The following is an 18,020-nucleotide window of genomic DNA, read 5'->3' as shown; positions in this document are numbered from 1 at the left end:
GTTTATAATAGATTTGCATGGGTATTTATAATTAATGACATTCATTATATGTTAATTAGGAGGCGTTTTTAATGGATTGGATTTTACCAATTGCTGGAATTATCGCTGCGATAGCATTCTTAATTTTATGTATCGGTATCGTAGTTGTATTGATTTCTGTTAAGAAAAACTTAGATTATGTTGCAAAAACACTTGATGGTGTTGAAGGACAAGTACAAGGTATTACTCGTGAAACTACTGACTTATTACATAAAGTCAATCGTTTAACTGAAGATATCCAAGGTAAACTTGATCGTTTGAACTCAGTTGTAGATGCTGTTAAAGGTATCGGTGATTCAGTTCAAACATTAAACAGCTCAGTTGATCGTGTAACTAATTCAATTACACATAATATCTCTCAAAATGAAGAAAAAATATCACAAGTTGTTCAATGGTCAAATGTAGCAATGGAAATTGCTGACAAATGGCAAAACAGACACTACCGTCGTGGAAGTGCAAACTACAAAGCAAATAATGTAGCTAGTGACGCTGATCATAGTTACACTACTCGTGTAGATAAATAATTAATAATTAAACAAATGCACTTAAATAAGGTTGTTACTTATTTAAGTGCATTTGTTGTAGGAGGATATATTATGGCTGAAGAGAAGTATAATAACAGAGTATTAAAAAATAAACATGGCTATCAAAATATACAGTTACCAAATCGAAAAGATTTTGTAGTAAGCTTTATCACCGGTGCAATTATAGGTTCGGCATTAGGTTTATTTTATAAAAATAAAGTTTATCAAAAAACAGATGAACTTATTGCAAAAGAACAAGAAATTGCAAAAAAAGTTAAAGAAACAAAAACACAATTTGAAAGTAGTGTAGAATCTGCAAAAGATAAGTTTGAAACTATTCTACATAAAAAACAAAATGAACAAGCTGAATTGACAGCACAACAACGAGCAATTAAAGAAGAAGTAGCAACTAATAACTTGAGCGACACTTCAGAACAAGCACAAGAAATCCAACAAGCGAAAAAAGAAGCAACATCAAAAGAGGATAAAACTGCAGACGAAACAGCAGCACAACAACGAGCAATCAAAGAAGAAGTAGCAACTAATAACTTGAGCGATACTTCAGAACAAGCACAAGAAATCCAACAAGCGAAAAAAGAAGCAACATCAAAAGAAGTAACAACAGACGAAACAGCAGCACAACAACGAGCAATCAAAGAAGAAGTAACAGCAAATAACTTGAGCGATACTTCAAAAAAAGCACAAGAAAAGCAATATAATAACCAAGAACAACCTATAACTGAAGTTTCTTCAGCAGAAAAATTAGCTAATGCAGCAAAAAATAAACGTGCTAAATTAACGAAAGGTTCAAAAGAAAGTCAATTAACTGACAAACTATTAAAAGAACAACCAGTTGCTAAGTCACAAATGAAAGAAGTACCAAATTTAGTAACTAAAAAGAATGTATCAAAAAATAGTAAGCAAACAACTATATCACCAAAAGCACAAAAAAAAGTACAACAAAAAGAAACAACATTTGACAATGGTGTAGTAACAACTGATACTACAACAACAAAGCAAACACAAACAAATAATCAAAATACGACTAACAAGAAATCAACGACTAAGCAAAAATCAACAACTAAAAAGTCGACAACAACTAAAAAAACGTCTACTAATACTAAACCTAAAACAACAAAAGTAGCAAATTCTAAAAAAGCTGAAACAGAAAAAACAACTAAAGCAAGTGCTAAGCCTAAAAAAACTAAGCAAACAAATAATAAAGCAACAACATCATCAACAAAACAAAACAAAGATGACTCAACAAAAGTAGAGACAGCTAAAAGTAAAATAGAAAAACGTACGTTTAATGATTAATAATCATATTTAAAAAAGCAACTATGTAAATAAATATCATATGTGAGTTTTTAGAATTTAGTATAGAAATGTCTGTTAGATTAGATATTTCTATACTAAATTTGTTTTAAAAGAGTATAAAGATGAGTCTTAACGATGTTTGGTTATGATATATTATTTAATTGTAGTTCTCTATATTTTAGGACGGATAAACAAACAATAAATAATTTAAAATGCAAATGATTATGGTCAAATACCATCATATTAATTATAGAATGATTTTGTCCTAAAGTTTTAAATATTTTTATTATTAACATAATATGGTTTACTTATTTGATTAATATTACATAATTTATAATTGTTTGATAACGTTAAAATCAATATAGTAGTACGAAGATTTTGTATTTTCTGTCAATTCAGGGTTGAACAATAGTATTAGAATTGTTAGAATATTTTTTAACATATTATTTTATTGCGTTAAAGTACAAGTAACAGTAATAATTCGTAGAGGTGAATAGGATGACTAGTAAATTAGAAGGATACAGAGATGAAGTCGTTAAGCTAAATCATCAAATTTTAGATTTATTATCTAAACGTGGTGAATTAGCTCAAAAAATTGGTGAAGAAAAATTGAAACAAGGTACGCGTATTTATGACCCGCAGCGTGAAAAAGAAATGCTAAATGATTTGATTGATAAAAATCAAGGTCCATTTAATGACAATACTATTAAGCAATTATTTAAAGAAATATTTAAAGCCTCTACAGATTTACAAAAATCTGAGAACGAAAAACATTTATATGTTTCTCGTAAATTAAAACCAGAAGATACAATTGTTAAATTTGATAATGGTGGCATTATTGGTGATGGTAATAAATCATTTGTTTTTGGTCCATGTTCTGTAGAATCACAAGAACAAGTTGATGCTGTGGCTGCAAATTTACAAGCAAAAGGTGAGAAGTTTATTAGAGGTGGTGCATTTAAACCACGTACATCACCATATGATTTCCAAGGTTTAGGTGTAGAAGGTCTTAAAATTTTAAAAAATGTTAAAGATAAATATAATCTAAATGTAGTTAGTGAAATAGTTAATCCTAAGGACTTTGAAATTGCAGACGAGTATTTAGATGTGTTCCAAATTGGTGCACGTAACATGCAAAACTTTGAATTATTAAAAGAAGCTGGAAGAACAAACAAACCTATTTTATTAAAACGAGGACTATCTGCAACTATTGAAGAATTTGTTTTTGCTGCTGAATATATTGCAGCTCAAGGAAATCAAAATATTATATTATGTGAACGTGGAATCCGTACATATGAAAAAGCAACACGTAATACTTTAGATATTTCTGCTGTACCTATTTTGAAACAAGGTACACACTTACCAGTAATGGTAGATGTAACTCATAGTACAGGTCGTAAAGACATCATGTTACCAACAGCCAAAGCAGCTTTAGCTGTTGGAGCAGATGGTGTAATGGCAGAAGTACATCCAGATCCTTCTGTTGCTTTAAGTGATGCAGGACAACAAATGGATTTAAATGAATTCCAAGCATTCTATGATGAAATCAAACCATTAGCAGATTTATATAATCAAAATAAACTGTAATCAATTGTTTTAAAATAAAGTATCAAAGAATTAAATAACGACAATTCTTATTAACAATAATAGGAATTGTCGTTTATTGTGTTTATAATCGCCAAATTAAAGTCATTTATTTTTATAGAATGACTAAGTGAATGAAAACAAAAATAATAGAAATACATTAAAAACAAAACAGTGATTTAGGGACCCAACATAGAAAAACTGGTTATCCAGTTTTTTCATGCCATGCAAGTTGGGCAAGGGACCCGTCATAGAAAAATTTAAGGATTACAGTTGACACTAATCGTACAACTGCATAGGGACCCAACACAGAGAAACTGTACTTACAGTTTCTACAAAAAACAATGCTGGTTGGGCAAGAGCTAGTAAAGATTAAAGTCTAAGTAGCTTTAAATGTGCCAGAAGGGCAAGGTTGGGCAAAAGCTACTAAAGATTGTAAATCTACTTAGCTCTAAATGTGCAAGATGGACAAAGCGGGTAAAGATTGTAAATCTACTTAGCTCTAAATATGCAAGATGGACCTATTTGACTATAGCTAGTAAAGATTGCATATCAGTGCCAGTTGTTAAAGAACCTAAATTAATAACAATATAAATGTAAATTTGTGACTGTTTTTCAACACAATCCAAAAATTAATTGAAAAGGCTTTCTGAAAATTATAAAATTAATATGTATAAAACTTTAATAACAAAGCAATACAAAATAAACGTTATTGTTTATTAATGAAAAGTAGTCAAAAACCCAAACAAATTAATTTTACTGATTTATAAATTGTGGTAAACTATGAAAATGATATGAAAACATGTTATTATAATAAATAAAGCGTTTACAAGGAGGACAATAATGACTGTAACTATATATGATGTAGCTAGAGAAGCAAGAGTCTCAATGGCTACTGTATCACGCGTTGTAAATGGTAACCAAAATGTTAAAGCTGAAACAAAAAATAAAGTAAATGAAGTAATCAAACGTTTGAATTATCGTCCCAATGCAGTGGCACGTGGTTTAGCTAGTAAGAAAACAACAACTGTTGGTGTAATTATTCCAGATATTTCAAACATTTATTATTCTCAATTAGCTAGAGGACTTGAGGATATAGCAACAATGTATAAATATCATTCAATCATTTCCAATTCTGATAATGATCCAAATAAAGAAAAAGAAATTTTCAATAATTTATTAAGTAAGCAAGTTGATGGTATTATCTTCTTAGGTGGAACAATTTCTGATGACATGAAAGAAATGATTAATCAATCTTCTGTTCCTGTCGTTGTATCAGGTACAAATGGTAAAGATGTAGATATCGCTTCTGTTAATATTGATTTCACAGCAGCGGCAGAAGAAATTACGCAACACCTTATTGAAAATGGAGCTAAATCATTTGCACTTGTTGGTGGACATTATTCTAGAAAAGCTCAAGAAGATGTTTTAAGTGGATTAACAAAAGTACTTAATAAACATAATTTAGAATTAGATGATGCACTTAATGCAACTGGTACCGAAAGTTATAAAGAAGGTGTTAAAGCTTTCGAAATGATGAAAGATAATTTACCTGATGCAGTATTATGTATTAGTGATGAAGAAGCGATTGGAATTATGCACAGTGCTATGGATGCCGGCATAAAAGTACCAGAACAGCTACAAATTATTAGCTTTAATAATACACGATTAGTTGAAATGGTTAGACCACAATTATCAAGCGTAATTCAGCCTCTTTATGATATTGGTGCAGTAGGTATGCGTTTATTAACTAAATATATGAATGATGAACCAATTGAAGAGCCAAATGTTATTCTTCCTCACAGAATTGAGTATAGAGGTACTACTAAATAAACATCAACTTTACTTTGTATCCTTTAATGAATTAAATGAAGTAAGGTAAATGTTAAGAAAGATAATATTTCTTCATAACAGTATGGGCTTATGCACGTTTTTTATAACGAGCATAAGTCCATTTTTTTATTATTCGATGTAAGAGACTCGCAAGTTAAATTGGGTTGATACATAATTATTTTTTTAGCCTCGCACCTCAGCTTGCACATTAAAGTAAAAATTTTAGTTATAAAATTTTTCTATGACGGGTCCCTGCATTGCTTGTTAGAATTTCTGCTATCTTTATAGCTAGAAAATCTTATGCAGTTTATTATGAATTAATAAACTGTAAACCTATTTCTGGATAACCAGTTTTTCTGTGTTGGGTCCCTTCCTAGGGTGCTGTCTCAGCCTACCCCAACTGGCAATACTTGTAGAAACTGATTAAATCAGTTTCTCTCTGTTGGGTCCCCGGTCTTCGACTAGCTCTGTTGCCCAACCTGCATTTCTTGTTGAAACTGTTGCACAGTTTCTCTATGTTGGGTCCCTACCTCAGGAGTCTCGGCTTCAAAATAATTTGCGTTTTAAATTATTCTTTTTTTTATTTATCAGTCCTAAAAATAGAGAACCTTAAATTGTTAGTTTAATGTGCTATAATGTGTCTATTAATTTTCTCTATTATCATACCAACTAGTAATTAACTGTGCTAGTTTATAATTTTTAGCAGTAATTTCTTTAGTTCTCGCAACATAAGTATAATCATTCAGTTTATCTTCCCAGCGTTTTGGTAACTGAACTGGCGCATAATTTTTCCATTTATTAACCCAATGTAAAGGTAAATAACCACTTTGAATCGGTTGGTCGATTAAACTAAAGTAAACATGGCTCCACGCTCTAGGTACCACGCGCCAAATATTATACCCACCTCCACCAAACATCATTAACTTACCATTTGTATATGTATCAGCTAAAGATTTAACAATATATGGAATTTGATAGAGAGATTGTAGCGTACAATTCATATGAGTTAGCGGATCTCGATAATGAATATCTACACCGTTAACACTTAAAATAATATCTGGTTTAAATGCCTTTACCACTGGTACTACTGTCTTATTAAATGTCTTAATAAATGCCTCATCTTCGGTAAATGGTTCTAATGGTACATTAACAGTATGTCCATATCCAATATTTTCGCCTCGTTCAGTATAATGACCAGAACCGGGGAATAAAAATTTACCAGTTTCATGTATAGAATAAGTGAAGACATGTTCGTCAGTATAAAAACTCCACTGTGTGCCGTCACCATGATGGGCATCGGTATCAATAACAAGGACACGTTGATGATATTTAGTGACTAAGTATTGTGCAGTTACGGCAATGTCGTTATAAATACAAAAGCCACTAGCGCGCCCAGGTTGAGCATGATGTAGGCCACCACCAAGATGACAACCATTAATCAGTTCACCAGACATTATTTTATCAGCTAATGTTAAGGCGCCACCAACGATTCTGGCACTATGTTGATGCATATGTCTAAATTGACGATTATCCTCTTGATTTAATCCATATTTTTCAGCCTCTTCTTCACTGATAATTCCATGAGACGCATGCTTAATTGCTTGAATATAGTCAAATTGATGAACAAGTAGTAATTCATCATCGGTTGCCAATCTAGGTTTAATAATTTGTTCGGGTAATAATAAACCTGTATCTAATAACAATTCAGTGGTCAATTTTAACCTCATCTGATTAAATGGATGCTTATCATGAAAACGATAATTTAATAATTTATCAGAATAAACATAACCAGTTGTTAAATGCTTAGTATTTGTCATATCATCACCTTCATTTTCCCACTAGTCATCAAAAGAAAAATCTATTCATATAGCGTATATCATCAAACGCTTGTTGTTGGTCTAGTGTAATGTTTTGTCCAATTCTTGCCATTAAGCAATTTGCAGGGTGACTAGTAATTTCTGGATCGTCAGTAGCAAATATTTCTAAACCACCTGTAGCCATTAAACGTTGCATAATTTTTTTATATTCGAATACGTCCAAGTTAGAATTTTTCAAATCCCAATGCCAATAATATTCTGTTGTTATGACGATATAATCTTCAAATTCTGGTGCAGATAAACTAAGCATGATTAATTTTTCAGCAAGTTGTCGTTGTCTAAAATTAATACTTACTTCAATTGCACCTAGCTCAATTAAGTATGGGAGATGACCTGTTGACCAACGTTCAATATCATCAGGGTAATGATATGTTACATAGCCAATAATTAAGTTATCAATATGAATGATATAGATTCGACCTTCAGATAAAGTCGTGATGTCTAATAGTGCTTCAAATTGATCATCTGCATTTCTGAAAGCAGTTAAATTAGAATCAAAATTGAATGATTTTAAATAAGTCTTAGAAACTGGCCCCTCAATAATAAATTGCTGATCATTAACGTCATAAATTTCTTTTTTATACGTCTTAACATGATTCATATCTTCAGCTCCTTAGATGACGCAATAAATGTATTAGTTACATTATATAGAAAAATTACATTTATGAATATACAAATAATGATAATTGTAAAAATTTTGAATAATTTGAAATTATATGTATAATAAGAAACAAGAAAGCGATTTCATACAAGTCAAGGGGGAGTTACATATGAAAGTTGAAGTATATAAAAGTCTGCAAGGGGATTATAATTTAAAGGATTATGACACTACTTACGACAACTTTGATTGGAAAGATGTAGAAAAAGCGTTTTCTTGGTATAATTCTGAAAAAATGAATATGGCATACGAATGTATTGATCGTCATGTTGATAATGGTTTAGGAGATAAAATTGCGCTTAACTATAAAGATGAAAAACGTCAAGAATCTTATACTTATCGTGATATGCAAAAATATTCCAATAAAGCAGCCAATATTCTAAAAAATGAAGCGCATGTACGAAAAGGGGATCGCGTATTTATTTTTATGTCCAGAACGCCTGAACTATATTTTGCATTAATGGGTGTCTTAAAAATTGGTGCAATTGTCGGACCTCTATTTGAAGCATTTATGGAAAAAGCAGTTTCAGATCGCTTACTAAATAGTGAAGCTAAAGTATTAATTACAAATAAAGCATTATTACCACGTGTGCCAATAGATAAATTACCACATCTTGAAAAAATTGTGATTGTAGATGATAAGGTAGATGAAGAGTTTATTGATTTTAATGCACGCCTACAAGAAGCTAGTGAAGACTTTGATATCGAATGGTTGAAACCAGATGATGGTCTTATTTTACATTATACTTCTGGATCAACTGGACAACCTAAAGGTGTGCTTCATATTCAACAAGCAATGTTAGTCCATTATATTTCAGGAAAATATGTTCTTGATTTAAAAGAAGATGATATTTACTGGTGTACGGCAGACCCAGGTTGGGTGACTGGAACGTCATATGGTATTTTTGCACCTTGGTTAAATGGTGTCACAAATTGTATTGCAGGTGGTAGATTTTCACCAGAACAATGGTATAGTATGATCGAAACATTTGATGTAACGATTTGGTATACAGCACCAACTGCCTTACGTATGTTAATGAGTGCTGGTGACGATATAGTTGAAAAATATGATTTATCTTCATTACGCTCAATTTTATCTGTAGGTGAGCCACTCAATCCTGAAGTAATTAAATGGGCTAAACAAGTATACGGTTTAACTGTATTAGATACTTGGTGGATGACTGAAACTGGTGGCCATATGATAGTGAATTATCCCGCTATGGATGTTAAATTAGGATCAATGGGGAAACCACTACCAGGTATAGAAGCAGCTATTATTGATGATGAAGGTAATGAATTACCAGCAAATCGTATGGGTAATTTAGCTATTAAAAAAGGATGGCCATCAATGATGTATGAAATTTGGAATAATCCTGACAAATATCAATCTTACTTCATTGGTGATTGGTATGTGTCTGGTGATTCTGCTTATAAAGATGAAGACGGCTACTATTGGTTCCAAGGGCGTGTAGATGATGTCATTATGACAGCAGGTGAACGCGTTGGTCCATTTGAGGTAGAGTCAAAATTAGTAGAACATGAAGCTGTTGCTGAAGCGGGCATTATTGGCAAACCAGATCCTGTAAGAGGCGAAATTATTAAAGCTTTTGTTGCTTTAAGACAAGGTTATGAGCCAACTGATGAATTGAAAGAAGATATTAGAAAATTTGTTAAAGAAGGCTTGTCTGCTCATGCAGCACCAAGAGAAATTGAGTTTAAAGATAAATTACCAAAAACACGTTCAGGTAAAATTATGAGACGCGTATTAAAAGCTTGGGAATTAGATTTAGATGCAGGTGATTTAAGTACTATGGAATAATATAGATAATATCATAGAGTTAGCTACAATAATTGAACTCTAGGACAGCAGAAATCGTTCGTCGGTTTCTGTTTTTATCATTGTATAATAGTAAAAAAGTTCAACTTTAATAGCTATTTGATATAACAATAGTTAATAAAAATAAATATTTGAAAAAATGAAAGCGCTAACTCTATATAGTCGACAACTGGATAACAGTTCGTTATTATATGAATATAAGGTAAGTTTTCTTAGTTTCAACTTACATATTTTATTTGCAGTAATTTTAATAAACAAAAAGGGGCGAATAACGTTGACTCACTTATCAGATTTAGAAATTGCAAATCAAGCTACATTACAACCAATCAAGGATATTGCAGCAACAGTTGGTATTTCAGAAGATGCATTGGAACCATATGGACATTATAAAGCCAAAATAGACATTAATAAAATCGACAAAAAGGATAATAAAGGTAAAGTTGTCTTAGTTACTGCTATGAGTCCAACACCTGCAGGAGAAGGGAAATCAACAGTAACAGTTGGTTTAGCAGATGCCTTTCATGAATTAGGTGAAAGTGTCATGGTAGCTTTACGTGAACCAGCATTGGGACCTACATTTGGTATTAAAGGTGGCGCAACTGGTGGTGGCTATGCGCAAGTACTACCTATGGAAGATATCAATTTACACTTTAATGGAGATTTTCATGCGATTACAACAGCCAATAACGCTTTATCTGCATTTATAGATAATCATATCCATCAAGGTAATGAATTAGGTATTGATCAGCGTCGAATTGAATGGAAACGCGTTCTTGATATGAACGATCGCGCTTTGCGTCATGTTAATGTAGGTTTAGGTGGACCGACAAATGGTGTTCCTCGTGAAGATGGCTTTAATATTACAGTGGCTTCAGAAATAATGGCTATTTTATGTTTAAGTCGTAATATTAGTGATCTTAAAGATAAAATTAGTCGCATTACAATTGGTTATACTAGAGATCGTAAACCTGTGACAGTTGCAGATTTAAAAGTACAAGGTGCTCTGGCAATGATTCTTAAAGATGCTATTAAACCTAACTTAGTTCAATCAATTGAAGGTACACCTGCATTAGTACATGGTGGTCCATTTGCTAATATTGCACATGGTTGTAACTCTATTTTAGCTACTGAAACAGCACGTGAGTTAGCGGATATCGTTGTTACAGAAGCTGGTTTTGGTTCTGACTTAGGAGCGGAAAAATTCATGGATATTAAAGCTAGAGAAGCGGGATTTGATCCATCTGCTGTAGTCGTTGTAGCTACGATTCGTGCTTTGAAAATGCATGGTGGCGTTGCTAAAGATAATCTTAAAGAAGAAAATGTTGATGCCGTTAAAGCTGGTATTGTTAATCTAGAGCGCCATGTAAAAAATATTAAAAAATTTGGTGTAGAACCTATCGTTGCGATTAATGCTTTCATCCATGATACTGATGCTGAAGTAGAATATGTAAAACAGTGGGCTAAAGAAAATAATGTACGTATTGCTTTAACTGAAGTATGGGAAAAAGGTGGTAAAGGTGGCGTTGATTTAGCTAAAGAAGTATTAGAAGTTATAGCTCAACCTAATTCATTTAAACCATTATACGATTTAGAACTACCGTTAGAAGAAAAAATAGAAACAATTGTTAAAGACATTTATGGTGGATCTAAAGTTACATTCAGTAGTAAAGCTCAAAAGCAATTAAAACAATTTAAAGATAATGGCTGGGATAATTATCCAATATGTATGGCTAAAACACAATATTCATTCTCAGATGATCAAACATTACTTGGTGCACCAAGTGATTTTGAAATCACAATCCGTGAACTTGAAGCTAAAACAGGTGCAGGATTTATTGTTGCATTAACAGGTGCAATAATGACAATGCCGGGATTACCGAAAAAACCAGCAGCTTTAAATATGGATGTTACCGATGATGGTCATGCGATTGGTTTATTCTAAAAAATACGATAATACAGTAAATATTAAATTTAGTTATAAATAAAGTGAAGCATGGACAACAACATTTCACAAATCAATTCAAGCAATTGACTGTATGCATCTGGTTTGTGAAATGTTGATAAGTCAAAGTTTTACAAACCTAGTCAGTCTTGCCGGGGTGGGATTACGACATAAATTTTAAATAAAATTTATATCTGTCCCACTCTTATTTTTGCAATGATATTTAATGAGAAAAAGAGCATTTAATTTTAGACCAAAGGTAACGTTCATATCTCTCTATAAGTAGATTAAAATGGGTAATTTACATAAATACAAAGTCAGCTAACATAATAATTATTTAGTCGGTTTACTTAATAAATGACTCTTTATGTCATACTTTAATGCACTGTTATATTCGTTTTGTGAAATTTGTTGTTCTACTAACATCCTTTTTAATACATAATGTTGTCGATGAATACTATGCTGAATATCATCGTTTGCTTTTAAGCTACCGTCTTCGTTGTATGGTGTGTAACCATAAGGACTTTGTAATAAACCGATTAAGTATGCAGATTGTGCGATATTTAAATCTTGAGGTGCTATACCAAACAAACTATAAGATGCTGAAGCTATTCCTGAAATGTTGTTACCGTTATAATCTCTTCCGAAAGGGACAATGTTTAAATAAGTATAAATAATTTCATCTTTAGACATTAAATGTTCTAAGCGAATGGCTAATCTAAGTTCATTCGCTTTTCTACTATATGTTTTTTCATTTGATAACACTTGATTTTTTACGAGTTGCTGTGTAATCGTACTACCACCAGAACTTTGATGACTATTCAATATATCTTGAAACATTGCTCTAAAAATAGCTTTAGGTAAAATACCATCATGCTTATAAAATAAAGTATCTTCTGATGAAGTTAATGCTTTTATAGCACTATGATTTAAAGTTTTAGGACCAATGATTAATGAGTTTTGCGAATGATTGTATTCATATAAAATATTTTTATTGTGATGATTTATCATTTCATCACCTGGTAAATGGGTAACTTGTTTAATGAGAGAATGATCTGACAATGAATCAGACATTTTAGTTAAATGATGAAAATAAATAGACATGATAATCAACAAAATAGATATCAATGCGATTAATATCATACTAATTATAACCAAAGTATGTTTAATTGATTTATATATTTTTTCAAAGCGATATAAACGATGATTCAATTGATGATTGTTATCTGACTTTACCATCTTTAACCTCCTAAATTAGGTATAGTATACCACATCAGACAAGTTGACTTTTAAATTTGCCTTAATTATAATTAGAGAAAATGTATAATGAAATAGGGTATGAGGACAAGTAATATGATTTGCATTTAAAGAGAGCTAGTGGTCGCTGCAAACTAGTAATGTTTGTCATACGAATACACCTCTCATAATAAGATATCCTACGTTTAATTAATGAACGTATCATTAATAGAGTGAACATACATTAATGTTATGTTTGAGTTTGGTGGTAACGTGCGCAATGCACCCTTACATTATTTGTGAGGGTGTATTTTTATTTTTTATGATAATTATCAACCAACTTTATAATATAACTTACATATTTTAATTTTATAGGAGGAACCATAATGACAAATCAACTATTAGAAGATTTACAATGGAGAGGTTTAATTTATCAACAAACTGATGAACAAGGAATTGAAGAATTACTAAATAAAGAACAAGTGACATTATATTGTGGCGCAGATCCGACTGCAGATAGTTTACATATTGGACATTTACTACCATTTTTAACGTTAAGACGTTTCCAACAACATGGACATCGTCCAATTGTATTAATCGGTGGAGGAACTGGTATGATTGGAGACCCATCAGGTAAATCTGAAGAAAGAGTGCTACAAACAGAAGAACAAGTAGAACACAATGTTCAAGGAATTAGTAAACAAATGCATAAAATCTTTGAATTTGGTAATGATAGAGGGGCAATATTAGTTAACAATAAAGACTGGTTAGGTCAAATATCATTAATCAGTTTTTTACGTGATTATGGTAAGCATGTTGGCGTCAATTATATGTTAGGGAAAGATTCTATCCAGTCACGTTTAGAACATGGTATTTCTTATACTGAATTTACGTATACTATTTTACAAGCAATTGATTTTGGTCATTTAAACAAAGAGCTTAATTGTAAAATTCAAGTAGGTGGATCTGATCAATGGGGTAATATTACTAGTGGTATTGAATTAATGCGTCGTATGTATGGTCAAACGGATGCTTACGGTTTAACGATTCCATTAGTTACTAAATCTGATGGTAAGAAATTTGGTAAATCAGAATCTGGTGCAGTATGGTTAGATGCCGACAAGACAAGTCCGTATGAATTTTATCAATTCTGGATCAACCAATCAGACGAAGATGTTATTAAATTCCTAAAATATTTCACTTTCTTAGATAAAGATGACATTGAAAAATTAGAGCAATCTAAAAATGAAGCACCACACTTAAGAGAAGCTCAAAAAGCACTTGCTGAAAATGTTACAAAATTAATTCATGGCGAGGACGCATTGAATGATGCTATTCGTATTTCCCAAGCATTGTTTAGTGGTGATTTAAAATCATTATCTGCTAAAGAGCTAAAAGAAGGATTTAAAGATGTACCTCAAGTTGAAGTTGCTAATGCAACATCAAATATCATTGACGTTATAGTTGAAACAGGAATTTCTTCCTCAAAAAGACAAGCAAGAGAAGACGTCAATAATGGTGCTATTTATATTAATGGTGAAAGACAGCAAGATGTAAATTATGAATTATCACCAGAAGATAAAATTGATAATGAATTTACTATTATTCGTCGTGGTAAGAAAAAATATTTCATGGTAAATTATAAATAAGAAGATTTACTTACAAAGAGGTCGAGGCTTTTTGATGTCTCAACCTCTTTATATATAGTTAATAAGTTTTTTAAAAGGTTCAGGAGGTCTAGCGATGAATAAAGAGCAACAATTAATGTCACAATTACGTGAAATTTTTAATAAAATTGCTTATTTAAATAAAGACCGTATGGAAGAAGCTTTAAAAGGTTATAAGTCGAGTGAAATTCATTGTCTAGAGGCAATAGAAGAAATAGAAGCACCTAATGTCACTAAATTAACGAGAGCATTATATATGACTAGAGGCGCAATCAGTAAATTAACGAAGCGTTTGATAGCTAAAGGTTTAATTGAAACTTATCAATCTCAAGATAATAAGAAAGAAATTTACTTTAAATTAACTCCGGCGGGTAAAGATGTTTATCAATTACACGAACAGTTACATCAAGAATTTGAAGAACGTGATCGTGACGTATTCAACCAAATGACAGAGGATGAATATCGACATATGATGACATTTATTGAAAAATATAATCACCATCTAGACAAAGAAATTATCGAAAAAGAAAACATCAAAAAGTAAAAAAGCATTGTTAACTTGGATTGAAAAAGATATTAAGTGAGTGATGCAGAAATGAATTTTAATAAAATTTATGTCGTAATCCCATTCCGGCGAGACTGACTAAGTTTGTAAACGTTGATTTATCAATATTTTACAAACCAAACAATTACTGCCAAATGCTTGAATTGAAGTGTGAAATGTTTTGGCACAGGATATTTTTTATTTTTTGAAATTTTTGTTGACAAGGAAACAATAAAAGGTGTATATTTTGTTTCTAAAGAAACAAAAAGGAGCGCATTATGTCACAACGTCAACAGAATAAAGTACCCAAACATATTATGATTGCAGCATGGGCAATTACATTAGGTGCAATTGCACCAATGCTTGATGCAACAATGATTAATATTGCTATAAAACAATTAAATGAAACATTTCATTCACAAATAGAAGTAACTCAGTGGACCATCACTGGTTATGTATTAGCTTTAGCAATTGCTGTACCAATAGCCGGCTGGTTAATCAATCACTTCAATGGTAAGAAAGTATTCATTAATGCTATGTTACTTTTCGGTATAACGTCACTTTTAGCTGGTCTCAGTTGGAATATGACAGCATTGATTATATTTAGAGTTGCCCAAGGATTTAGTGCAGGATTAATCACAACACTGATGTTTACATTAATTGTAAAAATTGCTGGTCGTGAACATACTGGTAAAGTCATGGCTATAGTTAGTACACCAATGATATTTGGTCCTATACTTGGACCAGTATTAGGTGGTGTTATTATTCATTTACTTAGCTGGAGATGGATATTTTTCATTAATATTATTATTTTAATTATTGCAATTCCATTGATGATGAAATACATTCCACAATTTGAACCTTTTAACAGTAATAGCAAATTAGATGCTATTGGTATTGTATTACTTGGCTTAATTAGTACATTGCTTATTTTAGGAGTGACACGTTTATCAAATGCTACACACGCCATTGATATGATGTCACTTGTACTTATAAGTTTAGCTATCATTTTTGCTGGAATATATATTCTTTATAATATCAGGATGAATTACAATACAATATTACCTATAACACTATTTAAAAGTAAGAGTTATAGTGCAGCATCGATTGGATTATTATTGGCAAATATTGGAATTATGGGACCTATGTTAATTATTCCATTATATTTCCAAGTGTTTAAAGGCTATTCAACGATTGAAACTGCAATTGCATTAATTCCACAAGGTGTAGGAATGCTTTTAACAAGACCATATATCGGTAAAATGATTGATCAAATTGGGGCTAAGTCTGTTATCATATACAGTATTATTATTGCTATGTTTGGTTCAATCCCATTGTTATTTATAACGGATCATACGAGTATTTGGATTATTTCACTTATTTTATTTATCAGAGGATGCAGTGTTGGTGGAATTAATTTAGGATTAACTACCGATGCATATTTAGGTGTTGCTGAATCAAATCTTGCTGAAGCAGGTATAGGGATCAATATAATTGAAAATGTTGGTTCAAGTGTGGGCACTGCAATAATTGCTACAGTTATAGCAATTATAATGCCGGCTACACATACAACGGTTTCGCATACATTAACTGCTTATCATGCAGGGTTCTTAGTTGCAGTTATAGCAATATTATTAATTATTATTCCTGCACTCATGTTAACGTCACATAACAATAAGGCGCTAAATTAAAATTATCCCCACATAGGACTTAATAATGTCGTATGTGGGGATTAATTTAGGTTCTCTAAATGTTAGGCTAATAAACAAAAAATAAATAATTGTATATCAGTCGAATTTGGAAGAGAACTATTAATTTTTGATTTAAAGTTAATTATCTAATAAAATCACTATCATTGTCATTTGGTAGTTGTTGCTTTTGGTCATGATGTTTTGACGCTACATTTTTTTGTTCTTTTAAAGTTACTTTAACATCTTTTTTCTTACCATCTCGGATAATAGATAACGTTACTAATTCACCAGGCTTTTTATGTTCATATAAATAACTTCTAAGATCAACATCATCTTTAACCTCTGTATTATCTATTTTAGTAATGATATCACCTTTTTTTAGATCACTATCTTTAGGGGCTTTAGCTATATAAACGCCACTATCTCTATTTGTATCTAATTCTTGACGATCTAAATCTGGGATATCAGACAAGTTAATGAGACTGATACCAATAGAAGGGCGTTCTATTTTACCATGTTTAACGAGTTGTTCTATTGTCACCTTGACTTCATTACTTGGAATAGCAAAACCAATACCTTCAACTTGGGCTGCTGCAATTTTCATAGAATTAATACCAACTAAATTACCATTAATATCGACAAGAGCACCACCAGAGTTTCCTGGGTTGATAGCAGCATCAGTTTGTAAGACACTAACTTTTGTATCGCCACCAGTAGTATCAGCTCCAATTGTACGCTCATTAGCTGAAATAATTCCTGATGTTACAGAATTGGCAAATTCTAAACCAAGTGGATTACCCATTGCAAATACACTGTCACCAGTTTGTACCTTAGATGAGTTAGCAAATTTAATTGCTTTGATACCTTTAGTATTATTTATTTTTAATACTGCAATATCAGTTACTGCATCTTTACCAATTAATTTTGCTTTTACTTGTTTAGAGTTATGAAGTTGGACTTTAATTTCATTTGCGCCATCTATAACGTGGTTATTTGTCACAATGTAAGCAGAGTTACCATTGATTTGATAAATAACACCGGAACCGACACCAGCTTCTTCAGGCTTTGATGATTTGCCTTTTAATAAGTCATCAATGCTAGATGACTTTTGCATATTAATTACACCTACTATGGCAGGTGATACATTTTTAATCATGTCGTGCACTGAACCATATTTATCACTTTCTTTATCTAATTGATTACCTCCTTTAGAGTTGGTTGTTTGAACTTTGGAACCATCACCATCTAACAGCTGTCTCTTATACACATCT

13 protein-coding genes are annotated in these 18,020 nt (G+C 31.6%); 9 read left to right on the top strand and 4 right to left on the bottom strand.

Annotated elements, in window-relative coordinates; all coding sequences use genetic code 11:
* Positions 1-71: 71 nt before the first annotated feature.
* The 4 genes from CD113_RS10130 (at position 72) to ccpA (ending at position 5,297) form a co-directional block, all read left to right on the top strand.
* Positions 72-563, top strand: coding sequence for a DUF948 domain-containing protein (locus tag CD113_RS10130; protein ID WP_002463095.1), 492 nt, complete (start codon positions 72-74; stop codon positions 561-563).
* A 72-nt stretch (positions 564-635) separates the two neighbouring features.
* Positions 636-1,880, top strand: coding sequence for a coiled-coil domain-containing protein (locus CD113_RS10125; RefSeq protein ID WP_002463096.1), 1,245 nt, complete (start codon positions 636-638; stop codon positions 1,878-1,880).
* 498 nt (positions 1,881-2,378) lie between these two features.
* Positions 2,379-3,467, top strand: coding sequence for a bifunctional 3-deoxy-7-phosphoheptulonate synthase/chorismate mutase (locus CD113_RS10120; protein ID WP_002463097.1), 1,089 nt, complete (start codon positions 2,379-2,381; stop codon positions 3,465-3,467).
* Positions 3,468-4,307: 840 nt separating this feature from the next.
* Positions 4,308-5,297, top strand: coding sequence for a catabolite control protein A (gene ccpA, locus CD113_RS10115; RefSeq protein ID WP_002462946.1), 990 nt, complete (start codon positions 4,308-4,310; stop codon positions 5,295-5,297).
* Between the two features lie 644 nt (positions 5,298-5,941).
* Here the strand turns inward: ccpA and CD113_RS10110 are convergent.
* On the bottom strand, positions 5,942-7,114 hold the full coding sequence (locus CD113_RS10110; RefSeq protein ID WP_002461870.1) for an acetoin utilization protein AcuC: 1,173 nt from the start codon (positions 7,112-7,114) through the stop codon (positions 5,942-5,944).
* A 28-nt stretch (positions 7,115-7,142) separates the two neighbouring features.
* Positions 7,143-7,775: a hypothetical protein gene (locus CD113_RS10105; protein ID WP_002461869.1), complete on the bottom strand. Its 633-nt coding sequence runs from the start codon at positions 7,773-7,775 to the stop codon at positions 7,143-7,145.
* Between the two features lie 169 nt (positions 7,776-7,944).
* On the opposite strand from CD113_RS10105, the gene acsA reads away from it, so the two are divergent.
* Together acsA and CD113_RS10095 are read left to right on the top strand one after the other, a co-directional pair.
* Positions 7,945-9,651: an acetate--CoA ligase gene (gene acsA / locus CD113_RS10100; RefSeq protein ID WP_002461867.1), complete on the top strand. Its 1,707-nt coding sequence runs from the start codon at positions 7,945-7,947 to the stop codon at positions 9,649-9,651.
* A gap of 292 nt (positions 9,652-9,943) precedes the next feature.
* On the top strand, positions 9,944-11,611 hold the full coding sequence (locus CD113_RS10095; protein WP_002461866.1) for a formate--tetrahydrofolate ligase: 1,668 nt from the start codon (positions 9,944-9,946) through the stop codon (positions 11,609-11,611).
* 333 nt (positions 11,612-11,944) lie between these two features.
* Here the strand turns inward: CD113_RS10095 and CD113_RS10090 are convergent, their stop codons facing one another.
* Positions 11,945-12,850 carry a transglycosylase domain-containing protein gene (locus tag CD113_RS10090; protein WP_002461865.1) on the bottom strand — a complete coding sequence of 302 codons (906 nt, stop codon included), beginning with the start codon at positions 12,848-12,850 and terminating at the stop codon, positions 11,945-11,947.
* Between the two features lie 383 nt (positions 12,851-13,233).
* On the opposite strand from CD113_RS10090, the gene tyrS reads away from it, so the two are divergent.
* The 3 genes from tyrS to CD113_RS10075 all read left to right on the top strand — a co-directional run bounded on the left by tyrS (position 13,234) and on the right by CD113_RS10075 (position 16,749).
* A complete protein-coding gene (gene tyrS / locus CD113_RS10085) occupies positions 13,234-14,496 on the top strand; it encodes a tyrosine--tRNA ligase (protein WP_002461864.1) in 1,263 nt (420 codons plus the stop codon).
* Between the two features lie 94 nt (positions 14,497-14,590).
* Positions 14,591-15,058, top strand: coding sequence for a MarR family winged helix-turn-helix transcriptional regulator (locus tag CD113_RS10080; protein ID WP_002461863.1), 468 nt, complete (start codon positions 14,591-14,593; stop codon positions 15,056-15,058).
* A 278-nt stretch (positions 15,059-15,336) separates the two neighbouring features.
* Positions 15,337-16,749 (top strand): DHA2 family efflux MFS transporter permease subunit, encoded by a 1,413-nt coding sequence (locus CD113_RS10075; RefSeq protein WP_002461862.1) that lies wholly within the window; start codon positions 15,337-15,339, stop codon positions 16,747-16,749.
* Between the two features lie 142 nt (positions 16,750-16,891).
* Here the strand turns inward: CD113_RS10075 and CD113_RS10070 are convergent.
* The coding region (locus CD113_RS10070) for a S1C family serine protease (RefSeq protein ID WP_103262353.1) at positions 16,892-18,020 on the bottom strand (1,129 nt) is incomplete at its 5' end.

The sequence above is a fragment of the Staphylococcus simiae genome (assembly GCF_002902085.1).
Classification (GTDB): Bacteria; Bacillota; Bacilli; order Staphylococcales; family Staphylococcaceae; genus Staphylococcus; species Staphylococcus simiae.
The sequence above is the reverse complement of the archived record's forward strand: the minus strand, read 5'-3'. Positions and strand labels throughout refer to the sequence as shown.